Annotated in this window: 25 protein-coding genes; 14 read left to right on the forward strand and 11 right to left on the reverse strand. The window is 33.3% G+C overall.

The window, feature by feature from the left end; translation table 11 throughout:
* The first annotated feature begins 1 nt into the window (after position 1).
* Positions 2-805 (forward strand): DUF4249 domain-containing protein, encoded by an 804-nt coding sequence (locus tag KI430_RS02980; RefSeq protein ID WP_248876795.1) that lies wholly within the window; start codon positions 2-4, stop codon positions 803-805.
* On the opposite strand, the gene KI430_RS02985 is transcribed toward KI430_RS02980, so the two are convergent.
* The 6 genes from KI430_RS02985 to KI430_RS03010 form a co-directional block, all read right to left on the reverse strand.
* The gene (locus KI430_RS02985) at positions 806-1,513 is read right to left on the reverse strand and encodes a lycopene cyclase domain-containing protein (protein WP_248876796.1); all 708 of its coding nucleotides are present in this window, start codon (positions 1,511-1,513) and stop codon (positions 806-808) included.
* A gap of 10 nt (positions 1,514-1,523) precedes the next feature.
* Positions 1,524-1,979 carry a sterol desaturase family protein gene (locus tag KI430_RS02990; RefSeq protein ID WP_248876797.1) on the reverse strand — a complete coding sequence of 152 codons (456 nt, stop codon included), beginning with the start codon at positions 1,977-1,979 and terminating at the stop codon, positions 1,524-1,526.
* Positions 1,976-2,449 carry an SRPBCC family protein gene (locus KI430_RS02995; protein WP_248876798.1) on the reverse strand — a complete coding sequence of 158 codons (474 nt, stop codon included), beginning with the start codon at positions 2,447-2,449 and terminating at the stop codon, positions 1,976-1,978. The genes KI430_RS02990 and KI430_RS02995 overlap by 4 nt, the downstream gene beginning before the upstream one ends.
* A gap of 79 nt (positions 2,450-2,528) precedes the next feature.
* Positions 2,529-3,362, reverse strand: a complete 834-nt coding sequence (locus KI430_RS03000) for a phytoene/squalene synthase family protein (protein WP_248876799.1) — start codon at positions 3,360-3,362, stop codon at positions 2,529-2,531.
* Positions 3,363-3,367: 5 nt separating this feature from the next.
* On the reverse strand, positions 3,368-4,837 hold the full coding sequence (locus KI430_RS03005; RefSeq protein WP_248876800.1) for a phytoene desaturase family protein: 1,470 nt from the start codon (positions 4,835-4,837) through the stop codon (positions 3,368-3,370).
* On the reverse strand, positions 4,834-5,514 hold the full coding sequence (locus KI430_RS03010) for a MarR family winged helix-turn-helix transcriptional regulator (RefSeq protein ID WP_248876801.1): 681 nt from the start codon (positions 5,512-5,514) through the stop codon (positions 4,834-4,836). The genes KI430_RS03005 and KI430_RS03010 overlap by 4 nt, the downstream gene beginning before the upstream one ends.
* A gap of 214 nt (positions 5,515-5,728) precedes the next feature.
* On the opposite strand from KI430_RS03010, the gene KI430_RS03015 reads away from it, so the two are divergent.
* Positions 5,729-6,238, forward strand: coding sequence for a tetratricopeptide repeat protein (locus tag KI430_RS03015; RefSeq protein ID WP_248876802.1), 510 nt, complete (start codon positions 5,729-5,731; stop codon positions 6,236-6,238).
* Positions 6,239-6,291: 53 nt separating this feature from the next.
* Here KI430_RS03015 and KI430_RS03020 read toward each other — a convergent pair whose 3' ends face one another.
* Entirely contained in the window at positions 6,292-7,218 is a 927-nt protein-coding gene (locus KI430_RS03020; protein WP_248876803.1) for a DUF4349 domain-containing protein, read from the reverse strand.
* 207 nt (positions 7,219-7,425) lie between these two features.
* On the opposite strand from KI430_RS03020, the gene KI430_RS03025 reads away from it, so the two are divergent.
* Positions 7,426-8,226: a hypothetical protein gene (locus tag KI430_RS03025; RefSeq protein WP_248876804.1), complete on the forward strand. Its 801-nt coding sequence runs from the start codon at positions 7,426-7,428 to the stop codon at positions 8,224-8,226.
* A gap of 62 nt (positions 8,227-8,288) precedes the next feature.
* Here KI430_RS03025 and KI430_RS03030 read toward each other — a convergent pair whose 3' ends face one another.
* The 3 genes from KI430_RS03030 to KI430_RS03040 all read right to left on the reverse strand — a co-directional run bounded on the left by KI430_RS03030 (position 8,289) and on the right by KI430_RS03040 (position 13,357).
* Entirely contained in the window at positions 8,289-9,881 is a 1,593-nt protein-coding gene (locus tag KI430_RS03030) for a peptide chain release factor 3 (RefSeq protein WP_248876805.1), read from the reverse strand.
* A gap of 606 nt (positions 9,882-10,487) precedes the next feature.
* Positions 10,488-12,014 carry a SulP family inorganic anion transporter gene (locus tag KI430_RS03035; protein WP_248876806.1) on the reverse strand — a complete coding sequence of 509 codons (1,527 nt, stop codon included), beginning with the start codon at positions 12,012-12,014 and terminating at the stop codon, positions 10,488-10,490.
* Positions 12,015-12,172: 158 nt separating this feature from the next.
* The gene (locus KI430_RS03040; protein ID WP_248876807.1) at positions 12,173-13,357 is read right to left on the reverse strand and encodes an MFS transporter; all 1,185 of its coding nucleotides are present in this window, start codon (positions 13,355-13,357) and stop codon (positions 12,173-12,175) included.
* A 158-nt stretch (positions 13,358-13,515) separates the two neighbouring features.
* Here KI430_RS03040 and KI430_RS03045 point away from each other — a divergent pair, with 158 nt between their 5' ends.
* The 3 genes from KI430_RS03045 to KI430_RS03055 all read left to right on the forward strand — a co-directional run bounded on the left by KI430_RS03045 (position 13,516) and on the right by KI430_RS03055 (position 16,011).
* Positions 13,516-14,427, forward strand: a complete 912-nt coding sequence (locus tag KI430_RS03045; RefSeq protein ID WP_248876808.1) for a glycosyltransferase family 2 protein — start codon at positions 13,516-13,518, stop codon at positions 14,425-14,427.
* Complete coding sequence (locus KI430_RS03050; protein WP_248876809.1) at positions 14,424-15,482, forward strand: hypothetical protein; 1,059 nt, start codon at positions 14,424-14,426, stop codon at positions 15,480-15,482. Before KI430_RS03045 ends, KI430_RS03050 begins: the two co-directional genes overlap by 4 nt.
* Before the next feature lie 184 nt (positions 15,483-15,666).
* Positions 15,667-16,011: a hypothetical protein gene (locus KI430_RS03055; RefSeq protein ID WP_248876810.1), complete on the forward strand. Its 345-nt coding sequence runs from the start codon at positions 15,667-15,669 to the stop codon at positions 16,009-16,011.
* 1 nt (position 16,012) lies between these two features.
* Here the strand turns inward: KI430_RS03055 and KI430_RS03060 are convergent, their stop codons facing one another.
* Positions 16,013-17,062, reverse strand: a complete 1,050-nt coding sequence (locus KI430_RS03060) for an FUSC family protein (protein ID WP_248876811.1) — start codon at positions 17,060-17,062, stop codon at positions 16,013-16,015.
* Positions 17,063-17,251: 189 nt separating this feature from the next.
* On the opposite strand from KI430_RS03060, the gene KI430_RS03065 reads away from it, so the two are divergent.
* The 8 genes from KI430_RS03065 to KI430_RS03100 all read left to right on the forward strand — a co-directional run bounded on the left by KI430_RS03065 (position 17,252) and on the right by KI430_RS03100 (position 24,528).
* Positions 17,252-19,579, forward strand: coding sequence for an ATP-dependent helicase (locus KI430_RS03065; RefSeq protein ID WP_248876812.1), 2,328 nt, complete (start codon positions 17,252-17,254; stop codon positions 19,577-19,579).
* Between the two features lie 180 nt (positions 19,580-19,759).
* On the forward strand, positions 19,760-20,428 hold the full coding sequence (locus tag KI430_RS03070) for an ABC transporter ATP-binding protein (RefSeq protein ID WP_248876813.1): 669 nt from the start codon (positions 19,760-19,762) through the stop codon (positions 20,426-20,428).
* A 64-nt stretch (positions 20,429-20,492) separates the two neighbouring features.
* A complete protein-coding gene (locus KI430_RS03075) occupies positions 20,493-21,092 on the forward strand; it encodes a murein L,D-transpeptidase catalytic domain-containing protein (RefSeq protein ID WP_248876814.1) in 600 nt (199 codons plus the stop codon).
* Between the two features lie 12 nt (positions 21,093-21,104).
* The gene (locus tag KI430_RS03080) at positions 21,105-21,746 is read left to right on the forward strand and encodes a hypothetical protein (RefSeq protein WP_248876815.1); all 642 of its coding nucleotides are present in this window, start codon (positions 21,105-21,107) and stop codon (positions 21,744-21,746) included.
* 15 nt (positions 21,747-21,761) lie between these two features.
* Positions 21,762-22,439, forward strand: coding sequence for a RadC family protein (gene radC, locus KI430_RS03085; protein WP_248876816.1), 678 nt, complete (start codon positions 21,762-21,764; stop codon positions 22,437-22,439).
* Positions 22,436-23,341, forward strand: coding sequence for a hypothetical protein (locus tag KI430_RS03090; RefSeq protein WP_248876817.1), 906 nt, complete (start codon positions 22,436-22,438; stop codon positions 23,339-23,341). The genes radC and KI430_RS03090 overlap by 4 nt, the downstream gene beginning before the upstream one ends.
* A 49-nt stretch (positions 23,342-23,390) precedes the next feature.
* A complete protein-coding gene (locus KI430_RS03095) occupies positions 23,391-23,900 on the forward strand; it encodes a hypothetical protein (protein WP_248876818.1) in 510 nt (169 codons plus the stop codon).
* Between the two features lie 7 nt (positions 23,901-23,907).
* Positions 23,908-24,528, forward strand: a complete 621-nt coding sequence (locus KI430_RS03100) for an inorganic pyrophosphatase (RefSeq protein WP_248876819.1) — start codon at positions 23,908-23,910, stop codon at positions 24,526-24,528.
* Positions 24,529-24,531 lie beyond the last annotated feature (3 nt).

Genomic DNA, 24,531 nt, shown 5'->3' on the forward strand with positions numbered 1-24,531 from the left:
TATGAAAAATATATTTTTAATTATACTTTCATTATTTCTGGTCACATCTTGCGAAAAAGAAATCGATCTCGATCTGGAAGATCAAAGTGGGAATATTGTGATTGAAGGAAATGTAACCGATCAGGCTGGTCCGTATTACGTCAAAATCACAAAATCTGTTGCATTTACTCAGGCGAATCAATATCCAGCAATAGAAAATGCACAGGTTGTTTTAAGCGACAATACCGGACAAACCGAAACTTTACAATACATTGGAAACGGAAGATACCAAACATCAACTTTTGTAGGACAATCCGGAAGAACATACACTTTAAAAATTCAGGCAGAAGGAAAAGAATACACTTCAACAAGTACAATGCCTGAAGCGGTAACTTTTGATGGTCTTGAACAGGATTCTTTTATCGTTGGAGGTGAAACAAGTTATACGCTTTTACCCATTTTTACAGATCCGCAAGCCCTAGGAAACCGTTATCTTTTTATTTATAATGTCAACAATCGCTCTAAGAGTAACTTTCAGGAATTTTCAGATAACATCAACAATGGATTACCCAATCAAAGACCTTTGATATTACCCAATGATGACGAAGATGGAAGTGTGAAAGTTAAGGTGGGCGATACCATTAATGTAGAAATGCAGTGTATCGACCAAAACGTTTATACTTTTTACTCTGCGCTTTTACAGCTTTCAAACGGTGGAGCCAATGGTGGCGTTACACCAGCAAATCCACCAAGTAATGTCAGCAATGGTGCGTTGGGTTACTTTTCTGCACATACAGTAAGAAAAAGAAGTGCTATTATTAAATGATTATTCTCCCAAATAAGCCTCTTCCAATACATCTATTTTAAACTTTTCAAAGAAAAAAAGATTCCAAATAATTAATTCAAAACCATAGAAGAAATCTTCTATCGGGATGGTTATAATTCTAAAACCAATGAAATCTTGAGGATTATAATTGACGATTGGGTTTTCCAAACCTGAACCTGTCAATATCCCATTGACAAGTAGAAATCCAGGCAAAAGAATCAAATAAATTGTAAACGCTTTTCCTATCCACTGCACATTTAAAACAAATCTTAATACAATCATACTGACTGCTAAAGTCAAAAATGTGATGAATGTATAGATCTTATCATAAAATAATATAGCAAAAAAAATCGAAATTATTACAAATCCTAAAACAAAAACTTTATCACGCAAAGAATCCCAATCCATTGGGAAAAATTTAGTTAAACAATGATAAGTAAATATACAGGAAAAAGGAATACAGATAAAAAAAAGTAGTTCTTCAAGAGGTAATCCTAAAAATCTTATTCCAATCAAATAATCATTATTGAACCACCAAACGCCCATTTTTGTAAACCATGCATCCCAAATTACAAATACGATTGCTACTAAAAGGGATGAAAGTAGAAAGGCACGGAAATGTTTGTGGAAGTTAATTTTTGGATGAAAAGAGAATATAAAGCAGATAATAACGGTGAAGAAATCAATCAGCAAATAGGTAAATTGCATTATATAATGGTTATTTTTTTTTATTGAAATACATTTTGAAGTATTTGACAGGAACCCAAAGGAAACCGAAACATTCTCCGTGATCTTTTCCAAGATGTTTATGATGCTGTTTGTGAGCTCTTCTGATTGCAAGAAGATATGGATTTTGAGTGTTTTTTAAGATCTTAAATCTTTGGTGGATGAAGATATCATGGACAAAAAAATACGACATTCCATACAATGTTATTCCGATGCCGATATAAAAGTAATAATTGAAATTTTGTGTACTTCCATAGTACATTAAAGCTATTGCCGGAATTGCAAAGATCACAAAAAAGTAATCGTTTTTTTCCAAAGGCGGATCTGTAGAATGATCGTGATGATCTCTGTGGAGTGACCAAAGAAAGCCGTGCATCACATATTTGTGAACACACCAGGTAAAGCCTTCCATCAAAAGAAAAGTTGCTAAAACAATCAGAAAATTCATGAAGCTTCTCTTTTTTGATTGAATAATAATTCTAAAACCTCTTTCCTATAATCAAAAATGTGATGTAGCTTTTTCTTTACAAAAAGGTTGTGAGCGATTTCTCCAAGAAAACCAAAAGGCAACTCATAATCCACCACATCTTTTACAAGAACACCTTCATCATTTTCTACAAACTCGTGGTAATGATGCCACAATTTATAAGGACCTTTTACCTGAAAATCTATGAAACTCTTCAAATAATCTACTTTTATAATTTCTGTCTGCCAATCCATTTTTATATTGAACAAAGGAGAAACGTGATAATCTATTATCATTCCTTCAAAAATATCATCGTTCTCTAATTGTGTAAGCACAGTGAAGTTCATATCTTTGGGAGTGATTACAGAAAGATTATTAGCGGAGGAAAAAAAGTCCCAGGCTTTCTCAATATTACAATTCAGTTGTTGTTCTCTTTTCAATTGGTGTTTCATTTTCTTTCATTTAATTTACAATATCAGGATTGATAAAGTAATATTTGTGCATTTTTGACTAAACAAAATCAGTTCCAAATTATATGGAAAACTTATATTCTACATAACAGCCCATCATTAATGATATTTTCCGACTGTTAGAAATTCGGATTCTTTGATTAATAATCTTATTGGCTGATGTTTTTTTGATTTTATTGAATAACGAAACATAATATCTGTAAGCTAAGTAAACCCCAAATCTGGAAGAGTTAGGCAGTTTTTTAATCCCTTCTAAAGCTTGGGAAAATTCGTGTTCTATTTCTTTTTCAATTTCCGATTTTACATTTTGGTCAAAAGAAGTAATATCAACATTTGGGAAATAAGTTCTTCCCAAGATTTCATAATCGTCCTTCATATCTCGCAGGAAATTCACTTTTTGGAAAGCAGAACCCAAAATCATTGCAGAAGGTTTCAATTTTTCAAATTCTTCTTTATCACCATCAACAAAAATCTGGAGACACATCAAACCAACAACTTCTGCCGAGCCAAGAATATATTCTTTATACAAATCAGAATTATAATCAATCTTGTGAAGATCCATCTCCATACTTCTGAGAAACTGATTGATTAACTGATAATCAATTTCATATTTGTGAACTGTTTCCTGAAACGACTGCAGAATAGGATTAAGAGAAATTTTTTCTTCCAAAGCTAACATTGTTTCATCTCGAAATCTGGAAAGTAATTTTTGTTTATCAAAACCGTGAAAGCTATCGACAATCTCGTCTGCCAGTCGAACGTAACCATAAATGGCGTAAATACAATTTCTAATTTTTGGTGACAATGCCAAAATACCCAACGAAAAACTGGTGCTGTATTGTTTTGTGGTCGTTTTGCTTACTTTGTAAGAAAGTTCGTCAAATAATTTTTTCATAGTAGTTATTTTTTGTTGGCTTCTATTGCTGCTATTTTTCCTGAAATTATCGATGGTGGAACACCGGGTCCCGGAACTGTCAATTGCCCTGTGTAAAAGAGATTCTTGATCTTTTTATTTTTTAAAGATGGTTTTAAAACTGCTGTTTGCGACAAAGTGTTTGCTAAACCATAAGCATTCCCTTCATAAGCATTGTAGTCATTAACAAAATCATTTATGCAGTAACTTCTTTTATAATCTATTATGGATAGAAGATTAATAGTCTTTGTGTGTTTTTCCAATCGTGCTATCATCTCCAGAAAATATTTTTCTCTCATTTCCTCAGAATCTTTGATTCCCGTTGCGATTGGCATTAGTAAAAAAACATTCTCGCCATTTTCAGGTGCCAGATTATTATCCGTTTTAGATGGGCAACAAACATAGAATAGTGGTTTTGATGGCCATTTTTTATCATCATAGATTTCTTTGGTGTGGAGATCCAATTCGTTTTCAAAGAACAATGTATGATGTTTAAGATTCGGGATTTTTCCTTTGAAACCGAGATAAAATATCAAACAAGAAGGCGCAAAAGTCTTCTTTTTCCAATATTTCTCATCGTAATTTCTGTATTCTTTGGGGATTAGTTTTGATTCTGTGTGATGATAATCAGAGGAAGCAATAATTGTGTCAAACTTCAAGGTTTTTCCATTAACAATGATTCCGGAAGCTTTTTTATCTTCAATAATGATTTGTTCCACATTAGAATTAAGATGAAATTTCACACCTTGATCAGTAGCAATTTCAGACATCGCTTCAATCACTTTGATGAAACCGCCCATCGGATACCAAGTTCCTAATTTATATCCTCCATAATTCATCAGGCTATACAAAGCCGGAATATCTTTTGGTGCTGCACCTAAAAAAATTACAGGAAATTCCATCAAAGTAATCAGTTTCGGATTAGAAAAATATTTTCTTACGAATTGATGGAAATTTGACAATAAATCCAATTTCAAAGCACTTTTTGCAATCTTCGGAGAAACAAATTCAAACCAAGAAAAACAGGGCTTGTTTACGAAATCCTTCATCCCAACTTCATATTTATATTGGGCGTCTTTCATAAAATCATCCAGTTTCTCTCCGGCACCTTTTTCAGTTTGTTCAAAAAGGATTTTCATCTCTTCATAACTTTCCGGAATAGCCATCAAACCATCTGAAAAAACCATTTCGAATTGTGGATTAAGTGGAATCAATTCATAAAAATCAGACGCTTTTTTTGCAAAATCATTAAAAAAATTTTCGATAATATCAGGCATCCAATACCAACTCGGGCCCATATCGAAAGTATATCCATTTTCTGTCTGGAAACTTCTTGCACGTCCGCCCAAACTGTTGTTCTTCTCAAAAACGTGAACTTCATTCCCCATTTTCGAAGCATAAGCAGCAGCAGATAAGCCTGAAAATCCCGAACCGATAATTGCTATTTTTTTCTTCATAATTTATCTTTACCCAAAAAATAATCTTTGTAAACCGTGTCCAAAAGTTTCTGACTTTCAATATTTCTGGAAAAAATAGGATGATGGAATTTATCAAGTTTATCCAAAATTTTTATCAGTTCAATCTTTTCCTGATAATTAAGATTTCCAGTAACAATATTGGTAGCGTTCCGGATTTTATCCATTTGTAATTCCAGAGTATATAAACCTTTTTCAGTAATTTTCAGAACTTTGGTTCTTTTGTCGGTTGGTGAATTAGTTTGCTCCACCCAGCCTTGTTTTATAAGTCTGTTGATAATAAGAATACCTGTTGACTTGTCCTGAATATTCTTCTTAATCAATTCCATTTTCGTCATGGTTCCGGACGCTTTGAGATTGATTAAATAAATAAATTCTTCCTGAGTGTTGAATTCCGAATCGGAAATAGCAGATTTGGAATAGGTTTTAGCGTATCGGTTAAGATGAACCAGCAAAGTGCTGATAACACTTTCCGGCGTTCTTCCGTTTTCTTTACCTTCCCAAACTGGTTCATCGTTAACTGACTGTATTCTGCTGACCTCCTTATCGTAAATCCAATGTTTAAATCCATCGATATCATTAGAATAACTCTCTTTTGTGTTTTCAGAATCAAATTTTTCTAGAAGTTGAATAGTGTCTTTTATTATTTTAAAATTCATATTTGCATTTATAATAGTTAAAAAAAATACCAATAATCATACCTAAATACTATATAAATACACTTTATTTGGTTCTCTTTTATAGATTATTTTAAAATTTCTTAAATCATAAATTCATTTTCTTAAAAAAGTATTAAAAACTTTAAAGTTTTAAAATTTTTTGTATTTGTGGAATTGTACTTGCGATATACTTCACAACTTAAAATAAAAGGTTATGAAAACGAATATGAAAATTAAGGGACTATTATTAGGGTTCTCATTAATGACAGTAGGAATGATTAGTGCCCAAACTAGTCCGGCAACCAATGCAGAGATAGAAACGCTTAATCAAAAAATAGTTACAAATCCAAGTGATACAGAAGCTTTGGTAGGGTTGGCAACAGCTTATCAAAATGCAAATGATTGGACATCTGCTATTGCAACCTGGAACAAAATCACAGCAATCTTACCAGATTGGGCTCCTGCATATTACAGTATAGGTTATGCCAATCAATCAGCTAAAAATAATGCTGGTGCAAAAGCTGCTTACGAGCAATATATTGCTAAAGTTAAACCAGAAGAAGTGGATGCTGCGAAGCAAAACTTAGCTTATGCATATTTCTTCATCGCTTTCCAAGACAAGGATACAGATAAGGAAAAAGCAAAACAATATGTCGCAAAATCTTTGCAGTATGACAGCTCAAACCAAGATGCGCTTAACCTAAGCAAAAGCTTGATGAACTAGGAATCAAATTTTTCAATCATAGAAAAGACGCTTATTATAAGCGTCTTTTTATTTTATAAGTTCTCTGCAGAATCTTTGTTTGGTGGGTTATGATTTCCGTTACCATATTTCTTTTTATATAAATAATAACCAATGCCGCCAATCAGGAAAACCGGCCAAAAGGGTAGAAGGAAGAGTAAAATATCTCCAATAACTTTCCAACCGGAAGAAATCGCATCTGCAGATTTTTCTCCAAAACTTTGATTTGCAGATTCTTTTGGCTTCAGATGATTATCGTACAAAGTGATGTCCAGGCTGCAAAGTTTATTAGGATTGTAAGAATCACCTTTGACTTCTAAATTTTTGTTATGGAGACTACCCAACATTGATAAATCTTCTACCAAATAATCGAACTTATCATAAGGAACTTTTGTCGTCAGATATAAAGTCTGAAACTCATCATTGCTCACCAGATTTTCTGTATTGATGATTCCATCATATTTTCTGATAATATCTCTCACCGATTGTTTTGCCAGAGAAATATCGTCTACATTTAGTTCTACAGAACCATTTTTCACCATTGCGTTAACTGGCGCAACTGGTTCTTTTTTTACGGGTTTGTCTTTGTAGATAACTTTGGTGACGGTTTTCGGTTTTGGGATTTCTTTTTTGATTTTCTCTTGAATAGAATCAATCGTTGTTGCCACTTTTTTATCTTCGATATCTTTTTTGAATTTTTCAACATTTTCAGAAATAGAATCGATTTTATTTTTGCTATTCTCGAATGCTTTTTCGATTTCCTCTTTATTTTTAATCAAATCTTTAGCTTTCAAATTCACTGAATCCAAAACGGAATTGGTATCAAGATTATTTACAGTTTCAGAAGCTTTATCAATCAAAGAATCTGCACTGGCGATTGTATTATTAGCTTCCTGTAAATCTGCTTTTTTACACATCGTAAGTGTGCTCAAAATAACGGCGGTCAATATTAATTTTTTCATTGGGATAATTTTATGATGTAAAGCTATCCAACAACGAAAAGAATGATTTGTAAATGAATCCGAAACTTTTTGTAATTTTTTAAGTGGATGAAAATCAGATATTTAAATTGATTTTACAAATGATTTACAAAAGTTAAGAATGAAATTTTAAAGTTTAAAAGAGGATTTTACCGAATTAATTCTAAATTGCTTCTCAAACTAAATGTGATGATAAAATATTTCAAATACTTTCTGATATTGACAATTGCAGTTTCCTGTAAAAAGAAACAAGAAGTTCAAGAAGCTCAACCAATTAAAAAAGATTCTGTTATTGTTGAATCAAAAGCTGTAATTGAAAATCCAAGAGACCAAGTTCAGCATCTTTTCACAGCTAACGGCGGTTCTATTCTGTATCTAAAAAATGGAGATGTCAAAGGACAGGCGAGATTTGATACCGACGGCGATTTCATTACAGAACTGATGAAAACCGAAACGTATTCGCATTACACAGATTATGATGATTATTTGATAGATAAGAAAAATAAGGACACCACTTTTTTCTTTAATGACTTTGGGAGAATAGACGAAGGTTGGCGCATCTTAAAAGGTATCTCTATAGACAATCCAATGCAGGTCGTTTCTTACCAATCGCCGAAAAAACCAAATCCTTCGCAAACAGAAAACATTTCAGAAACCAGACTTATCATTTTTGATATAGAAACCAAGACTTTTGCGGATGAAAATTCACCAGAAGCAGAAACTTATTTCACAGTAATGGATGATTGGGGTTACTATTCACTAGAACTGAATGAGAGTTTTGAAAAGTTGGGCATAAAAACCCACTATATGAAAAAACGGTTTCTGAATCTTGATTTACCAAATCATAAAAGCATAACAATTGATACAAAATCAAAAATCAATGGAGATAATGTCTTGGCATTACTTTATAAAAAAGGTAAAATGCCGATTATCATTTCTTTGATTTTTGGTGATAATAATTTGGATGAAGTGAAGGAGTATTTGAAGTAGAAATTTTTTAATAATATTTTACGAATAAAAAAATCCGCAGAATTTTCTGCGGATTATATATTTTAATGATTCTGAAACTCACTAATAAAATGCAGTTTCACATTCGGAAACTTCTCCTGAGTCATCGTAATCGTAAAAGAAGAATCGGCTAAGAAAACCAATTGGTCATATTTGTCTCTTGCTAAGAAACGCTGTTTCAATCTCGCAAATTCTTTGAATTCCTCAGACTTTTCATCCGCTTCAACCCAACACGCTTTGTGAATACTAATTGGCTCATAAGAACATTTCGCACCATATTCGTGTTCCAAACGATATTGAATAACCTCGTACTGAAGTGCACCAACCGTTCCGATAATCTTTCTGCCATTCATTTCCAGCGTAAATAACTGAGCTACACCTTCATCCATCAGCTGGTCAACACCTTTCGCTAACTGTTTCGCTTTCAGTGGGTCATTGTTATTGATGTAACGGAAATGCTCCGGAGAGAAACTTGGGATTCCTTTGAAATTCAGTTTTTCGCCGGCTGTCAAAGTATCACCAATTCTGAAACTTCCCGTATCGTGAAGTCCGACAATATCGCCAGGGAAACTCTCATCAACAACTTCTTTTTTATCCGCAAAGAACGCGTTAGGAGAGGAGAACTTCATTTTTTTACCTTCTCTTACAAGGAGATAATTTTCATTTCTTTTGAAAGTTCCGGACACGATTTTCACAAATGCCAGACGGTCTCTGTGCTTCGGGTCCATATTCGCGTGGATTTTGAACACAAACCCTGTAAAATTTTGTTCTTCCGGCTTTACCAATCTCGTTTCACTTTCTTTCGGCTGAGGCATTGGTGCGATATCAATGAAAGCATTCAGTAACTCACGAACACCAAAATTATTAAGAGCAGAACCAAAGAAAACAGGCTGTAAATCACCATTCATATAATCTTCACGATTAAACTCAGGATAAACAGACTGTATCAAATCCAGTTCTTCACGCAGCGTTGTTGCCGCTTTTTCACCAACCAGTTCATCAATTTGAGAATCGTTGATATCATCAATTTTAAGAGATTCGCCAACTTTTTGTTTTTTCTCTTCCAAAAACAATTGGATGTTATTTTCCCAAATATTATAAATTCCTTGAAAGTTGCTACCCATACCAATCGGAAGAGAAAGCGGACAAACTGTCAAACCTAATTTCTGTTCCACTTCATCTAGCAAATCGAAGGCGTCTTTACCTTCACGGTCCAGTTTATTGATGAAAACAATCATCGGAATGTTTCTCATTCTACAAACCTGAACCAGTTTCTCCGTCTGTTCCTCAACCCCCTTTGCAACGTCAATTACAACAATTACAGAGTCAACCGCGGTCAGCGTTCGATAAGTATCTTCCGCAAAATCTTTGTGACCGGGCGTATCTAGAATATTGATCTTGTGGTCACGGTATTCAAAAGCCAAAACAGAAGTCGCCACAGAAATCCCTCTTTGTCGCTCGATTTCCATAAAGTCGGAGGTCGCTCCTTTTTTGATTTTGTTTGATTTTACAGCTCCGGCTTCCTGAATCGCACCTCCGAAAAGCAGGAGTTTTTCCGTAAGCGTGGTTTTTCCCGCATCGGGGTGGGAGATGATTCCGAAAGTTTTTCTTTTGCTGATTTCTTGTTGTAAAGACATAATAAAATTTGAGACTGCAAAAATCGTGATTTTAGTTGGATTTTGAAAATCGAGTTTTTCTCAAAGAAAATTTTTAAATAATAATTTAAACATCCCGAAGATTACTCAGATTTAGCAGATTGAAAACTCAATAGAAAAAAAATGCTTAATTTGCTAAATCTGCAAGAGAACTATTTCAAGCTTTTATTTTAGGAGCTTAATCCCGCTTTTCGCTATATCTTTTTTGTCTCAGAAGTTTTGTCATCAAAACAAAGTTTTCAGCTAAGACAAAAAAGGATGCCGCCGCAAAACGAAGTTTCGACGATTCAAATTATAAATAAAAAACTCAGAGTCAATAGGGGAATAGAGGCTATGGGTTTGGTCATCCAATCGAGTTTCTAAATAAAAAGCTCACAGGTAATCCTTTAAGAAAAACACTTCGACTTCGCTCAGTGTGACATCTCTAATACGAAAATCAATAGTAAGACATTATCAGTCTGAGGTAATCGAAGACATATAAAAATAAAATTCCTCATAAAATCCACTTCAGACTTAACAACTTTAAAAGCATTTTAATAAAAAACTTATACCTTCAACTTTATCGAATCTTTGATTTGCGATTAAATATTAATTCTTCAAAATGTTATATTCTGAGTCTTCAATAATATTAATATCCACAACATTCTCCGCATTCTTTATCAAGCGTTTGCATCTACGGCTCAGATTTATTAAACTAAGTTTTTTCCCTTGGTTTTTATAACGTTCAGTCAGTTTATGCAGAATATCAATAGCAGACATATCCACAACACGACTTTCTTTAAAATCGATAACGACTTCTTTCGGGTCATTCATTACATCGAATTTCTCAGCAAAAACTGTCGTAGAACCAAAGAACAACGGTCCAAAAATCTCGTAATGCTTCACTCCATTTTCATCAACAAACTTCCTTGCCCGAATTCTTTTCGCACTTTCCCATGCAAAAACTAAAGCCGAAATAATCACACCAATCAAAACTGCCAAAGCCAGATTATGAAGGAAAACGGTAATCAATGTAACAATTACCATCACAAAAATATCAGACTTCGGAAATCGCTTGACAGCTTTAAAACTTGCCCATTCAAACGTACCGACAGAAACCATAATCATTACACCAACTAAAGCTGCAACAGGCATTTTTCCAATAACTGGCGCACCAAAAAGAATGATAAAAAGAATGACCAAAGCCGCAATGATTCCGGATAATCTGGCTCTTGCTCCGGCTGATAAATTAACTAAAGTCTGTGCGATCATCGGACAACCGCCCATTCCGAAAAAGAAACCGTTCAGAATGTTGGCAGTTCCTTGAGCGAGACATTCTCGGTTGCTGTTTCCTTTGGTATTTGTGATTTCGTCAACGAGATTCAGAGTCAGCAAACCTTCTGTTAATCCAACGGTTGACATAATCAAAGCAAATGGAAAAATCACTTTCAAAACGTCAAAAGATAAAGCAACATTCGGAATGTGAAAAGGAGGAAAACCTCCCGCAATATTAGCAATATCATTCACGGTTTTAGTTTGAATCCCAAAGATCATTACTAAAGCAAAAGTGACAGCAATCGCTACCAAAGAAGCCGGAATTTTCTTTGTGAATTTTGGAAATATTAATACGACAGAAATCGTCAGTGCAACCAAACCAATCATTGTATAAAGTGGATTTCCTGACAGCCAATTCTCAGTTCCTTGAACTTTAAACTGATTAATCTGTGACATAAAAATCACAATTGACAATCCGTTGACAAAACCATACATCACAGGCTGCGGAACCAATCTAATGAATTTGCCGAGTTTAAAGATTCCGATAATGATTTGAATAATTCCGGCTAAGACAACGGTTGCAAAAACATATTCGATGCCGTGGGAGATCATTAATGGAATCAAAACGATAACCGTTGCACCAGCTCCACCGGAAATCAACCCTGGTCTTCCTCCTAAAATTGCCGTTACCAATCCCATTATGAAAGCGGCGTACAAGCCTGTCAATGGAGAAAATCCCGCAAGAATAGCAAACGACAAAGATTCCGGAATCATAGTCATTGCAACGGTCAATCCCGCAAAAATTTCGTTTTTATAATTTACTTTTTGAGAGAAATCAAAAAGATTGAGAACTTTCTGCATACCAATTAAAATGCGAAAATAGAAACAAACTTAATAGAATAAAAGATTTTTTATGTTTATCTCGCAGATTGATATGATTTTGAAGATTCATTTTTACATATAAAATTTGCATGATTTGCAAAATCAGCGTGAGTTTAAAAATCTAATAATTCATTTCATTATTTGCTTTGATTCATTTTTAAATAATAAGCAAGAGCCAGACCAAGCATCACAATCCCAATACTGAAAGGGAAAATATAGGGCAGACCAAACGTATCGGCAATGCCACCAATCAATGGACCTGTAACACCAAGAGAAATATCGATAAACAAACCATAACCTGCCAAAGCCGAGCCCTGATTAGAAGATGGAACCATTTTCATCGCCATTACGCCCAAAGCCGGAAAAATCAATGAAAATCCCAAACCTGTGATTCCTGCACCAATCAATGCAAAATAGGGATGGTAAGCCAATGTGATGATTATTAATCCTAATGTTTCAACAGCCAGACTTGCAATAGCAACATTGATTCCGCCAAATCTATTTATCGCATTACTGAAAACCAATCTGCCAGCAACGAACAAAATCCCAAAAACAGACAAACACATTGCACCATTTTGCCAGTGATAATAATCGTAATAAAGTGTTATAAAAGTAGAAATAGTCGCAAATCCTAAACCTCCCAAAGCCAGACAAAGTCCGAAAGGCGCTACTTTCCCAAGCACATCCCAGAAGGATTTCTGTTCTTCTTCAGATTGTTTTCCTGTTCGGTTTTCTTTGTTTTTTGCAATGAAAAATCCGATTAATCCTAAAAAAATAATTAGAATCCCTAAGCCATAAAAATTGAAGTGTTTAACAATCGTTACTCCTAGAGATGCACCTAAAGCTAAAGCGCCGTAGCACGCCACACCGTTATAAGAAATGATTTTGGCTGTATGTTTTTCACCTAACGCCATAATACCCCAGTTAATAGGACTTGCGCCAATCATGCCTTCGGCACAGCCTGTAAAAAATCTCGTGATAATCAAAAATGATAAACTGATGATAGGAGAGAATCTGAAATAGTAAGCCATTATCAGTATTAATCCTGTAAAAGCAAAACTTAACATACTTGCTAAGACAGCTGGCTTCGGGCCTTTGCTGTCAATTATTTTTCCGGAATAAGCCCGCATCAAAAATGTCATTGCATATTGCAAACTAATCACAATTCCCGCAACCAGCATACTAAAACCAAGACCTTTGTTAATAAAAATCGGCAACACAGATAATGATAATCCGATAATAAAATAGCCTATAAATGTGAAAAATACATAGGAAATAATAGAATATGAAAAGTTTTTGCTCTGCTCAATCGTTGCATCCATAACATTAAAATCAAAGATGCAAAATTACTTCTTATATATTTCTGAATAGGAATCTTTATGGTTAATTAAACAATAATTTTTTTATAGACGAAATCAATAATCATCAGAAATATTAGAAAAATCTGTAACTTTCGGCTTCTTAAATTTTTAAATCTAGTTTGAAATTTCTTATCATCATTCCTGCGCATAACGAAGAAAAAAACATTTCTCAATGTTTGGAATCTCTAAAAAATCAAAGTTTTCAAGATTTTGTTTGTGTTGTTGTGAATGATGGCTCAACAGACAAGACTGCAGAAATTGTCGAAAATTTTAAACTCCAAACTTCAAACTTCCAATTAGAAAATCTTCAAATTTCAGAGCATCAACCAGGTGCAAAAGTCGTCCGGACTTTTAATAAGGGTTTGGAAACTGTTGATTGGAAGAGTTTTGATGTGATTTGCAAATACGATGCAGATATTGTTTTTCCTCAGAATTATTTACAAAAGATCAATCAGACTTTCGAGTCAAATCCAAAAGCAGGAATAGTTTCTGGTTTGGTTTATATCAAAAATTACAAGCAAAATCCTGAAATCAAAAATCTGAGAAATCCGAATGAAAATTGGGCAGATTTTAGCAATAAAAATCAAGAATGGGTTTTCGAAAATCTATCTTCCAAAAATCACGTTCGTGGTCCTATAAAAGCTTATAGAAAAGAATGTTTCGAAGATATGAATGGCTTAAGAGCTGTTTTGGGCTGGGACAATTTGGATATTTTGTTAGCAAAAAAAAGTAATTGGCAAGTAGTCACAATTAAAGACCTTTGGGTAAAACATCTGCGCCCAACTGCTTATAAATACAAAGACCAAAAAGCAGAAAAATTGGGTCAATACTTTTATAATATTGGATTAAGTTTGCCTTTGGCAATGATTTCTTCTGCTAAATCCAGCTTTAAAAACCGTTCTGCGAAAGAGTTTTTCATTACAATCAATTCTTTTCTTGAGCAAAAAGATAAACGAAATCTCAGTAAAGAAGAAATCAAATTTATCCGAAATCTGCGTTGGAAAGAATTTTTCAAAAACTTTGGTTTATGAAAAAAATCGCTTACATAGAACTTGATACGCACGCAGAATTAGCAAATAATTTCTATGAACTCACCAAAGATTCTGATGAGATTTCAACGGATTTTTATTTCTCTGAAAAGATTTTCAAATTCCTAAATCTTCACGAAAAAAATGTTTTCCTGACGGATTATTCTCAACTTTTGGAAATTCTTGAAAAGAAAAAATATGATTTGATTATTATTGGAACTGTTCATCGACATTTCATTTTCTACAAAGCGATTGTAAAGAAATTCAATACGGCAATTCTTGTTCATAATCTTAATTTCATTAGAGCTTCAAAATGGGAATTGTTTAAGAGTATTTTCAAAAAAGATTTTAAATATCGGCTGAAATTATTCCTGAAAGAAGGACTTTTGGAAGCTCCAAAAGTTTATCAACAATCAAAACATCTTTTAGGAATAGACGAATTTGTTTCTCAAAAAAATAATCTCGAATTTTCACCGATTTATTTTAATCAATTCAATTCTCAAAATTCAGAAAAAGAAATAATCAGAATTGTGATTCCTGGTGCTGTTTCGCAAAGTAGAAGAGATTATGACTCGTTTCTTGACAAATTAAAAAACTTTGAAAATACCGGAATCAATTATGAAATTATTTTCTTAGGAAAAGCAATTGGAATAGAATTAGAAAAATTAAAGTCAATTGTAAATAAACTTCCGCAATTCATTAAAATACATTTTTTTGAAAATAAAATTCCTCAGCAAGAATTTGATAGTTGGATGAAAAAAGCAGATGTTTTATATTGCCCTATTCAAAATGAAACTGAATTTTTCTCTATCAAAGAAATCTACGGAAAAACTAAAATAAGTGGTAATATTGGTGACGCAATTAAATATGGAAAACTGGCTATTTTTCCAGAAGCATATGACTCTGATTTAGAATTTATCATCAAAGAAAAAAAGGATCTACAAACTCAATTTTCGGAAGTTAGAAATCAGGAATTTGATTTTCAATTATATTCATTGGAGAATGTTTCAAAAAAATTAGCGATATTAGTTGAAAGATTAACTACTAAAAATATTTAGATGAAAAACCACACACTAATAGCCATTATTTCTTTAGCAATTCTGACATTGACGCATTTGTTTTATATATTTCCTCAAGTTGGTTTTTCACAAAATACCTATATGATAACTAGTATGTTACAGGTTCTGGGTTATGCGGGATTAACCGCTTTTTTCATTAAATTATATCAAAAACAGAAGTAATATGAATGAAGAATTTAATGAATTATTCGATATAAAGGAGGACGAAGCTGAAAAACCAAATGTGCATATTAACACTCAAAAAGTTGTAATTCACACCTTGATTAGAGCTGTGATTCTGCTAGTTGGTGCGGCAATAACTTGTGTACTTTTGTTTATTGCAGCTTACGATTCACAAATTATGTTGGGAGTTTTAGCGCTTGTAATGGTTGTAGGTTGGTTTATTTTGATGATAATGGAATCAGTTAGATTGAAGAAGAGTAATAAAATTCAACTATATCAAGCTAATTCTGTTTTAATAGGAATAGCAACATTGATGATTTTGATACTGATTGTAGGTATAAGATAAATTATTTCTTCATCTTTTCTCTTTTAAAGCCTTTTCTCAAAACAACTTTTGATTTTCTCAGATGTTTGATGGAATTAAATCTAATTCTTTCATTGTATAAAAACCAGCCTCCGATACAACCAATTGCGCTTCCAATTAAAATTTCTAATAACCTCATTTGTAAAAGATAATCAGGATTAAGTGAAGTAGAACTTCCGGTTTCAGCCAGGAGAATTCCCATTGGTGTTAGGAACATTACAGCTAATGCATAATGTCTTGTAATCAACATTTCTACAATGATTTGAAGAATGATAATACAAACACAAATCAACAATGGAGAAGTGACGAAAGAGAAAATCACCCAAGCAATCCCAAGTCCGATTGTAGTTCCAATAATCCTGTGTAGACCCCGTTTCCAAATATGATAACTATTCACCCCCTGCAAAACTGCTAAACTGGAAATCGGAATCCAATATGGATAATCGAGATTAAAAAACTTTCCAATAAAAACAGAAACCAGCATACAAATCCCAATAATAAAAGATTCTACAAGATTGACGTAAGGATTGATATGGAAGGTCGTCAGGTTTTTCTTTGTTTCTTTTTTAGAATTTAAAACACAATAAATTAAACAAATAAGACAAGCATTAACCGTTCCGATGGTGAAAATCCCAATTCGTTTCGGAATCAATTCAGGATGATGCGGAAGCCCAATTGCCATAGAAGCCATCATAATAAAGAAAAAACTTCCTGGTGCTTTCAGATTAAAATATCTTGCAATATAATAAGCAATTGCCGAAAAAATCCCGAAAATCAAAGATGCAATCCAAAGATTAAAACTAAAAGTCAATCCTAAACCATAAGAAATAATCATCCCAAAAGAGCAGACAAACATTTTCATCATCGTCTCAATAAAATCATTACTTGTTGGAATATAAATAATTACTAGACCTGCCAAACTAGCTGTGAGAGAAGATTTGATATCGCCCAAAAAGTAGCCGAATATCAACGGAATTCCAACTGCTAATCCAGCCAAAAATGGAATATGCCAGCTTCTAGGCGAAGGTTTCAATTTGAAAAAAGAAAGAATTTCTTTCTTGATATAGTCAGATTTCAAGATTACTTTGATTGATTTTTAGAGTATATTAGATTCAATATTTTATTTGCAAAATTACCTATAAATGTTGAATTTCAAACTTTCAGTAAATGAGAAATTGCATAAAAAACGCTATTTTTGTTACCTTAAAATTTTGAGAATAGAATGGATTATCTGAAAGGACTGAATGAGCCTCAGTTAGAAGCAGTTACCACCTTGCAAGGACCTCTGATGGTTTTGGCTGGTGCAGGTTCTGGCAAAACGCGTGTGCTCACGATGAGAATTGCGCATCTGATTACGAATGGAGTAGACCCTTTCAATATTTTGTCTTTGACTTTTACCAACAAAGCGGCGAAGGAAATGAAGGAACGTATTGCGAAACTCGTTGGAGACAGTAATGCACGCTCGCTTTGGATGGGAACTTTTCACTCGGTTTTTGCGAGAATTTTGAGAAGCGAAGGTCATCATCTCGGCTATCCTTCAAACTTTACGATTTATGATATGCAGGATGCTCTGAATGTGATGAAGAAAGTCATCAAGGATATGAACATCGATTCAGAAATCTATAAAGCCAAGAAAGTTTTATCAAGAATCTCTCAGTATAAAAACAATCTAATAACGGTCAATGCTTATTTCAACAATCCTGACCTGATGGAAGCTGATGAAAAAGCGAATATGAGATTGATGGGTGATATTTATCGTAAATACGTTGAAGCTTGTTTCAAAAACGGTGCAATGGATTTCGATGATTTATTATTAAAAACCAATGAATTACTAACTCGCTTCCCTGAAGTTTTAGCAAAATACCAAGACAGATTCAGATATATTTTGGTGGATGAGTATCAAGATACGAACCATTCTCAGTATTTGATTGTGAAAGCTTTAGCATCTAAATTTGAAAATATTTGTGTGGTTGGAGATGATGCACAATCGATTTACTCTTTTCGTGGCGCAAATATCCACAACATTCTGAATTTCAAAAAGGATTATCCAGATGCAGTGACGGTTTCTTTGGAACAAAATTACCGTTCAACTCAAAATATCGTGGATGCGGCGAATGTTGTGATTTCGAAAAACTTACAGCAGTTCAAGAAAAATGTTTTCAGTGAGAATGAAATTGGAGACAAAATAAAAGTTTACCGAAGTCTTTCCGATGCGGACGAAGCGAATTTCGTTTCTGCCAACATCTTCGAATTACACAATACGCAACAGCGTCATTTCTCAGATTTTGCAATTCTTTACAGAACCAATTCGCAGACTAGAGCATTTGAAGATGCATTACGAAAAAAGAATATTCCGTACAAAGTTTATGGCGGACTGTCTTTCTACCAAAGGAAAGAAGTGAAGGATTTGCTCGCTTATCTTAGGATTTTGGTTAATGAAAATGACTCCGAAGCGTTGTCAAGAATCATCAATTATCCGGCAAGAGGAATCGGCGAAACTACCCAAAATAAGCTAGTTGTTTTTGCAGATTCTCAGAATGTTCCTGTTGCTCAAGTTCTTGATAATCTCGGTTTTTATGCACCACAATTAGGATTAAATAATGGCGTTCTTACCAAGTTAGGTGATTTCTGGGCAATGATAAAAGCGTTCCAAGTGATGTTGAAAACAGAAAATGTTTATGATGTAGCGATGGAAGTAGCAAAGCGAAGCGGACTAATCAAATTTCTGAAAGAAGATGCAACACCGGAAGGTATTTCCCGAGTAGAGAATATTCAGGAATTGCTGAACTCAATGCAAGGTTTCATCGAGGAGCAAATTCAGATTGAAGGTGGTGACCCAAGTTTGTCCAATTTTATGGAAAATATTGCGTTGTCTGCAGATACTCAAACTGATAAAGAAGATGACGGAGATAAAGTATCGTTGATGACCATCCACTTATCAAAAGGTTTGGAATTTCCTGTGGTTCACTTAGTTGGACTCGAGGAAAATCTTTTTCCAAGCTTTATGAGTTCATCAACAAGAGAAGAATTGGAGGAAGAAAGACGTCTGTTTTATGTAGCATTGACGAGAGCTGAAAAACAAGTATTTTTCACTTACGCCGTTTCCAGATTCCAATGGGGGAAAATCACTGACGCTGAACCTTCAAGGTTTTTAAGCGAAATAGATGACAAATATGTAGAAATGATAAATCCTGTAACGGAATTGAAATTCATCAACCGTTCGGGAATCAATTCTAATATCTTTGATGATACACCTTCAGAGCCTCGATTTTTCAAGAAAAAAGAAGAAAAGAAAACAATTGAACGGAATATAAACACTCCAGTCCCTAAACAATTAAAACCAATTGCTACTGCAAGAATCATCAATCCAAGTGGTTCTTCTTCAGAAGATATTCAGGTAGGAGACAATGTGAGACACGACCGTTTCGGGATTGGAAAAGTGGAATTTTTGGACGGAACAGACCCGCAAAATATCAAAGCAAAAGTTATTTTTGCCAACGAAGGTGAGAAAAATCTTATCCTGAAATTTGCTAAATTGACGAAGATTTAATAATAAACAAGAATCAAGCAAAAGATTCAAAATGATGAGTTTTTAATCTCGCAGATTTAGCAGATCAGGCAAATTTTAGTAAAATAATCTGCAAAATCTTTTTAATCAGCGAGAGAAATTTACTAAAAATGTTTAAAATAAAAAGCTGAAAGCAAATTGCCAGAAGCCAAAAGCCAAACTATGATTCGAGCAAAAAACATACACAAATCTTATGGAACTTTAGAAGTTCTAAAAGGTGTTGATATTCATATAAAACCAAGTGAAGTAATTTCTATTGTTGGAGAATCCGGAGCCGGAAAATCAACTTTGCTTCAAATTTTGGGAACATTAGACCATCCTTCTAATATTGATAAATATGGAACAGAAATCAGTCTGGATGGTAATTCTTTCTTGAAAATGAAAGATAAAGAATTGTCGAAATTCCGTAATAAAAATATCGGTTTTGTATTTCAGAATCATCAATTGTTACCAGAATTCACGGCTTTAGAAAATGTTTTGTTGCCTACAAAAATTGGTGGAATTGCTGAAAAAGAAGTTATTGAAAAAGCGTATTCTCTTTTCGAAGATTTGAATATCGCTAGCCGATTGCATCACAAACCATCAGAACTATCCGGTGGAGAAGCACAAAGAGTTGCTGTTGCAAGAGCCTTGATCAATTCTCCAAAAATTATTTTTGCAGATGAGCCAACAGGAAACCTCGATTCCAAAAATGCGGACGCACTTCATCAGTTATTTTTTGACTTGAGGGACAAATACCAACAGACCTTTGTAATTGTCACGCACAATTCTGTTTTGGCGGAAAGTACTGATAGAAAGCTGGTTATGAAAGATGGGCAGATTGTTTTGTGATTTATAAATTAAGAAATATTATTTTCCTTAATTTATACGTTTAGATTGGTAAGACACATTTTCCTTGAAAACATTTCTATTATTAATTTTATCTTTTTTTCTTATTTCCTGCGAAGTAAAATCTCAGGAAAGTCAATCTGTTCATTTTACTAATTCACAAGATAAATTAGCTAATAAAATATATGAAATAAAGGATTTTATAAAAGATTCAGATTACAATTCGGATAAAGCTTTTCTAATTGATTTTTCAATTGCATCTTCCAAGTTTCGATTTTTTGTCATTGATGTTAAGACTGGAAAAGTTCTGCAAAAAGCTTTGGTGGCACACGGAGATGGCTCAGAAAATGGAAAAACAAAGAATGGTTTGAAATTCAGTAATCTTGATGGTTCGCATTGTTCGTCATTAGGAAAATATGTAGTTTCGGAGAAGTATAAAGGAAAATTTGGTTTATCTTACAGATTGGATGGACTCGATGAAACCAATAGCAATGCTAGAAATAGAGCTATTGTTCTTCACAGATTGAGTTGCGTTCCAGATATCGAGCAAAAAGATGATATTTGTTTAAGTTTTGGCTGTCCAATGGTTTCTGATGATTTTTTTAAAATTTTGGAGCAGCATATTGATAAATCGAATAAAAAAATAATACTTTACGCTTATCATTAATCTTGACAAAGTATGAAAATATTTCTTCAAATCTTAAAATGGATTTCGATTTCAATTCTTGGGATATTTGTTATTCTTGTAATTACATTTTTTGTGTATGAAGGATTTTTCTATAAGAGAGAAATGAATCAAATAAAAAAAGATTTAAATAAAATTGAAAATGTAGAAGTTTTAGAAATTTGGGGACACGAAGATATAACTTTGGAAGAAATTTCTACACGTCTAAGAATTAAAGATAAAGGAGAAATTGTTTTATACGGCTTAAGTAAAGATGCTTTTAATTATCCTAAAAATATACAAATAACTGAAATTGGAGGTTACTCATTTACAACATTTTCTTGCAATGGTGAAATAGGCTCAAATATAAATATTGGAAATGAGAGTGAATTATTTCTATTAATTAATAAAGAATTTAAAACTGTGAAAGATGTAGTTGAGAATTATGATCTTATTTTAGAAAAAATCAAAAATTTAAAAAAGTCTCCAGAAATAAACTATTTTGAATCACAAAATTCCGAAAATTACATTTTGGTACATAACAAAAAGTCAGTTGATCAAGATCCAATTTTTAATTTAGTTGGTATTGAAAGCTTGTTTGATTATGCAAAGACATTGACATGGAATAATCCTAATTGTTATTATAATAAAAATTAATAAAAACTTTAAACTTTGAGTATCAAATCCCTTGCGGAAGACGACCGCCCAAGAGAAAAATTCCTGTTGAAAGGAAAAGCCTCGGTTTCGGATTCGGAACTGCTGGCCATTATTATGGGAAGCGGAAATCGTGAGGAATCTGCTGTAGAATTGGCAAGAAGAATTTTGAATTCGGTTGAAAACAATTGGCACAGGTTAAGTCAATTATCAATAAAAGATTTGATGAAATTCAAAGGTGTAGGCGAAGCAAAAGCCATTTCCATCGCAACAGCTTTGGAAATCGGTAATAGAAAATCGCAGCAGGAAGTTTTGGAAAGACAACAAATCAGCAGTAGCAAAGATATTTTTGAAGTTTTACAACCACATCTTTCAGATTTGTCAACAGAGGAATTTTGGGCGATTTTCCTGAATCACCAAAACAAGATTTTATATAAAACCTGCCTTTTCAGAGGTGGAATTGCAAATTCTGTAGCGGATGTAAGAGTGATTTTCAAAACAGCTTTGGAACATTTTTCTACTAGAATCATTGTTGCGCACAATCATCCTGCAGGAAGTCTAAAGCCAAGTCAGGAAGATATTAGTATTACAAATAGGATTAATGAAGCCGGAAATTTGTTGGACATAGAATTACTAGACCACATTATTATTGCTCAAAATAAATTTTATAGTTTCAAAGAAGAAGGGATTTTATGATTAAACGACTGAAATATCAAGAAATTGATTTTGAAAAATACAACAGATGTATTGAAAATTCTGTTCAGAAAAAATTTTACGCTGAACGTATTTTCTTAGACATTAGCACAGATAAAAATTGGGAATTATTGGTTTATAAAGATTATGAAGCGGTGATGCCTGTGCCTTTAATAAAAAAGTATGGTTCTCAAATTGTGCACAACCCGAAACTTTGTCAACAATTAGGTGTTTTTTCTAAAATTGATTCATTACAAATCAATGATTTATTTTATCATTTTCTTACAAAAAATTATGCTATTAGATATTACACCTTTAATGATATTAACGCTCTGTCAGAATCATTAATAACGAGAAAAAATTTTTTAATTTTTCCGGATAAATATGAAACTGTAAGACAAAAATATTCACCAAAAAGAAAAAGAAAACTTAGATTGGATCAAGAGGTTTTGGATAATTCTGAAATTGTTAAAAATTTTGATTTAGAAACTGTTAAAAATTTTATCCGAAGTACAGGTTTAGGTGCAGATGCTAAAGATTTGGAAGAGTTTATTAATCTTTTATCAAAATTTTACCTCAATGATAAGCTAGATTTCTACGGTTTTTTCTATCATCAAAAGCTAATCAATATGATTGCTGTTTATCGTGAAAAGTATTCTTTAGCTCTTTTAGGAACTTTTAATGACAGAAACTATGTAAAATTGAGCGGATCGTCTTATTTAATTGATAAAGTAATTTCTGAAAATATAGAGACTAAAATTTTTGATTTTGAAGGAAGTGAAGTACCTGCTGTAGAAGAATTTTTCAGAGGATTTCGTCCTGAGTTGAGACCTTACTCATGTATTCAGGTTAGCAAAAAGGACCTAATCTTGAAGATTACTAAGAAATTATTCTTTCTAAATTAAAGTTCTATATTAAGTCAAAAAGTATTAATTTTGCAATCCGATTTCAGATATGTTTGATTCAGATTATTTCCCTTACGCTGTTGCAGTTATCATCTCATTGCCATTCTTGGTTTTTGCGAAACAATTCGTGAACAGTTTTGTCAGACTCAAAAAACAGGAAATTAATTTTCTGGCAACCAAGTCCAATAGCGAAATCAAACTTCAGGCATTGGAAAGAATGACTTTGTTTTTGGAAAGATTGAAACCATCCAATCTTGTAATGAAATTTGATAAAGGCCTTCAACCTCATGAATTCGTTTTTCTTACTGAAAAAAATATCACAGAAGAGTTTGAATACAATGCATCTCAACAACTTTACATTTCGAAATCTTCTTGGCAAGATATCTTGACAAGTAAAAATAATGTTATTCAAGCACTTCATAAGACGTATGAAGAATTGAATGAAAACTCAAAATTAGAAGACTTTAAAACTGTTTTCCTGATGAGTTATCTTAACTCCGAAGATTATATTTCGGACACGATTGAGAATCTTAGAAAAGAACTTAACAAAATAATATAAAATAAACATGATTCCTAGTTTTAAAGCACATCCTTGGCACGGGATTTCTGCTGGAGAAAATTCTCCGGAAGTGGTCAACGTTTTTGTAGAAATCGTTCCAACGGACACTATAAAATATGAAGTAGATAAAGAAAGTGGTTATCTGAAAGTGGATCGTCCACAGAAATTCTCCAACATTATTCCTGCGATGTACGGTTTCGTTCCAAGAACTTATTGTGAGGATGAAGTTAAGAATCTAGCGGTTTCAACTGGCGCAACAGACGTTACAGAAGGCGATCACGACCCTTTGGACATCTGCGTTCTTAGCTCGCACAACTTCACTTCTGGTAACATTCTTTTGCAGGCTATTCCAATTGGTGGTTTCCAAATGATTGACAAAGGAGAGGCTGACGACAAAATTATCGCAGTTTTGGTAGAAGATCAGGTTTATGGTCACATCAGAGATATTTCTGAGTTGCCAAAAGCAGAAGTTAACCGTTTGTTGCACTATTTCTTGAGTTACAAAAACTTGCCAACAGAACCTGCAAAAGTTAAAATCGATTTGGTTTACGGCGCAGATCAGGCAAAACAAGTCATTGTTGCTTCACAAAAAGACTATACAGATAATTTCGTTGAAAAATTGAAATAATCA

Source organism: Epilithonimonas zeae (genome assembly GCF_023278365.1).
Taxonomy (GTDB): Bacteria; Bacteroidota; Bacteroidia; order Flavobacteriales; family Weeksellaceae; genus Epilithonimonas; species Epilithonimonas zeae_A.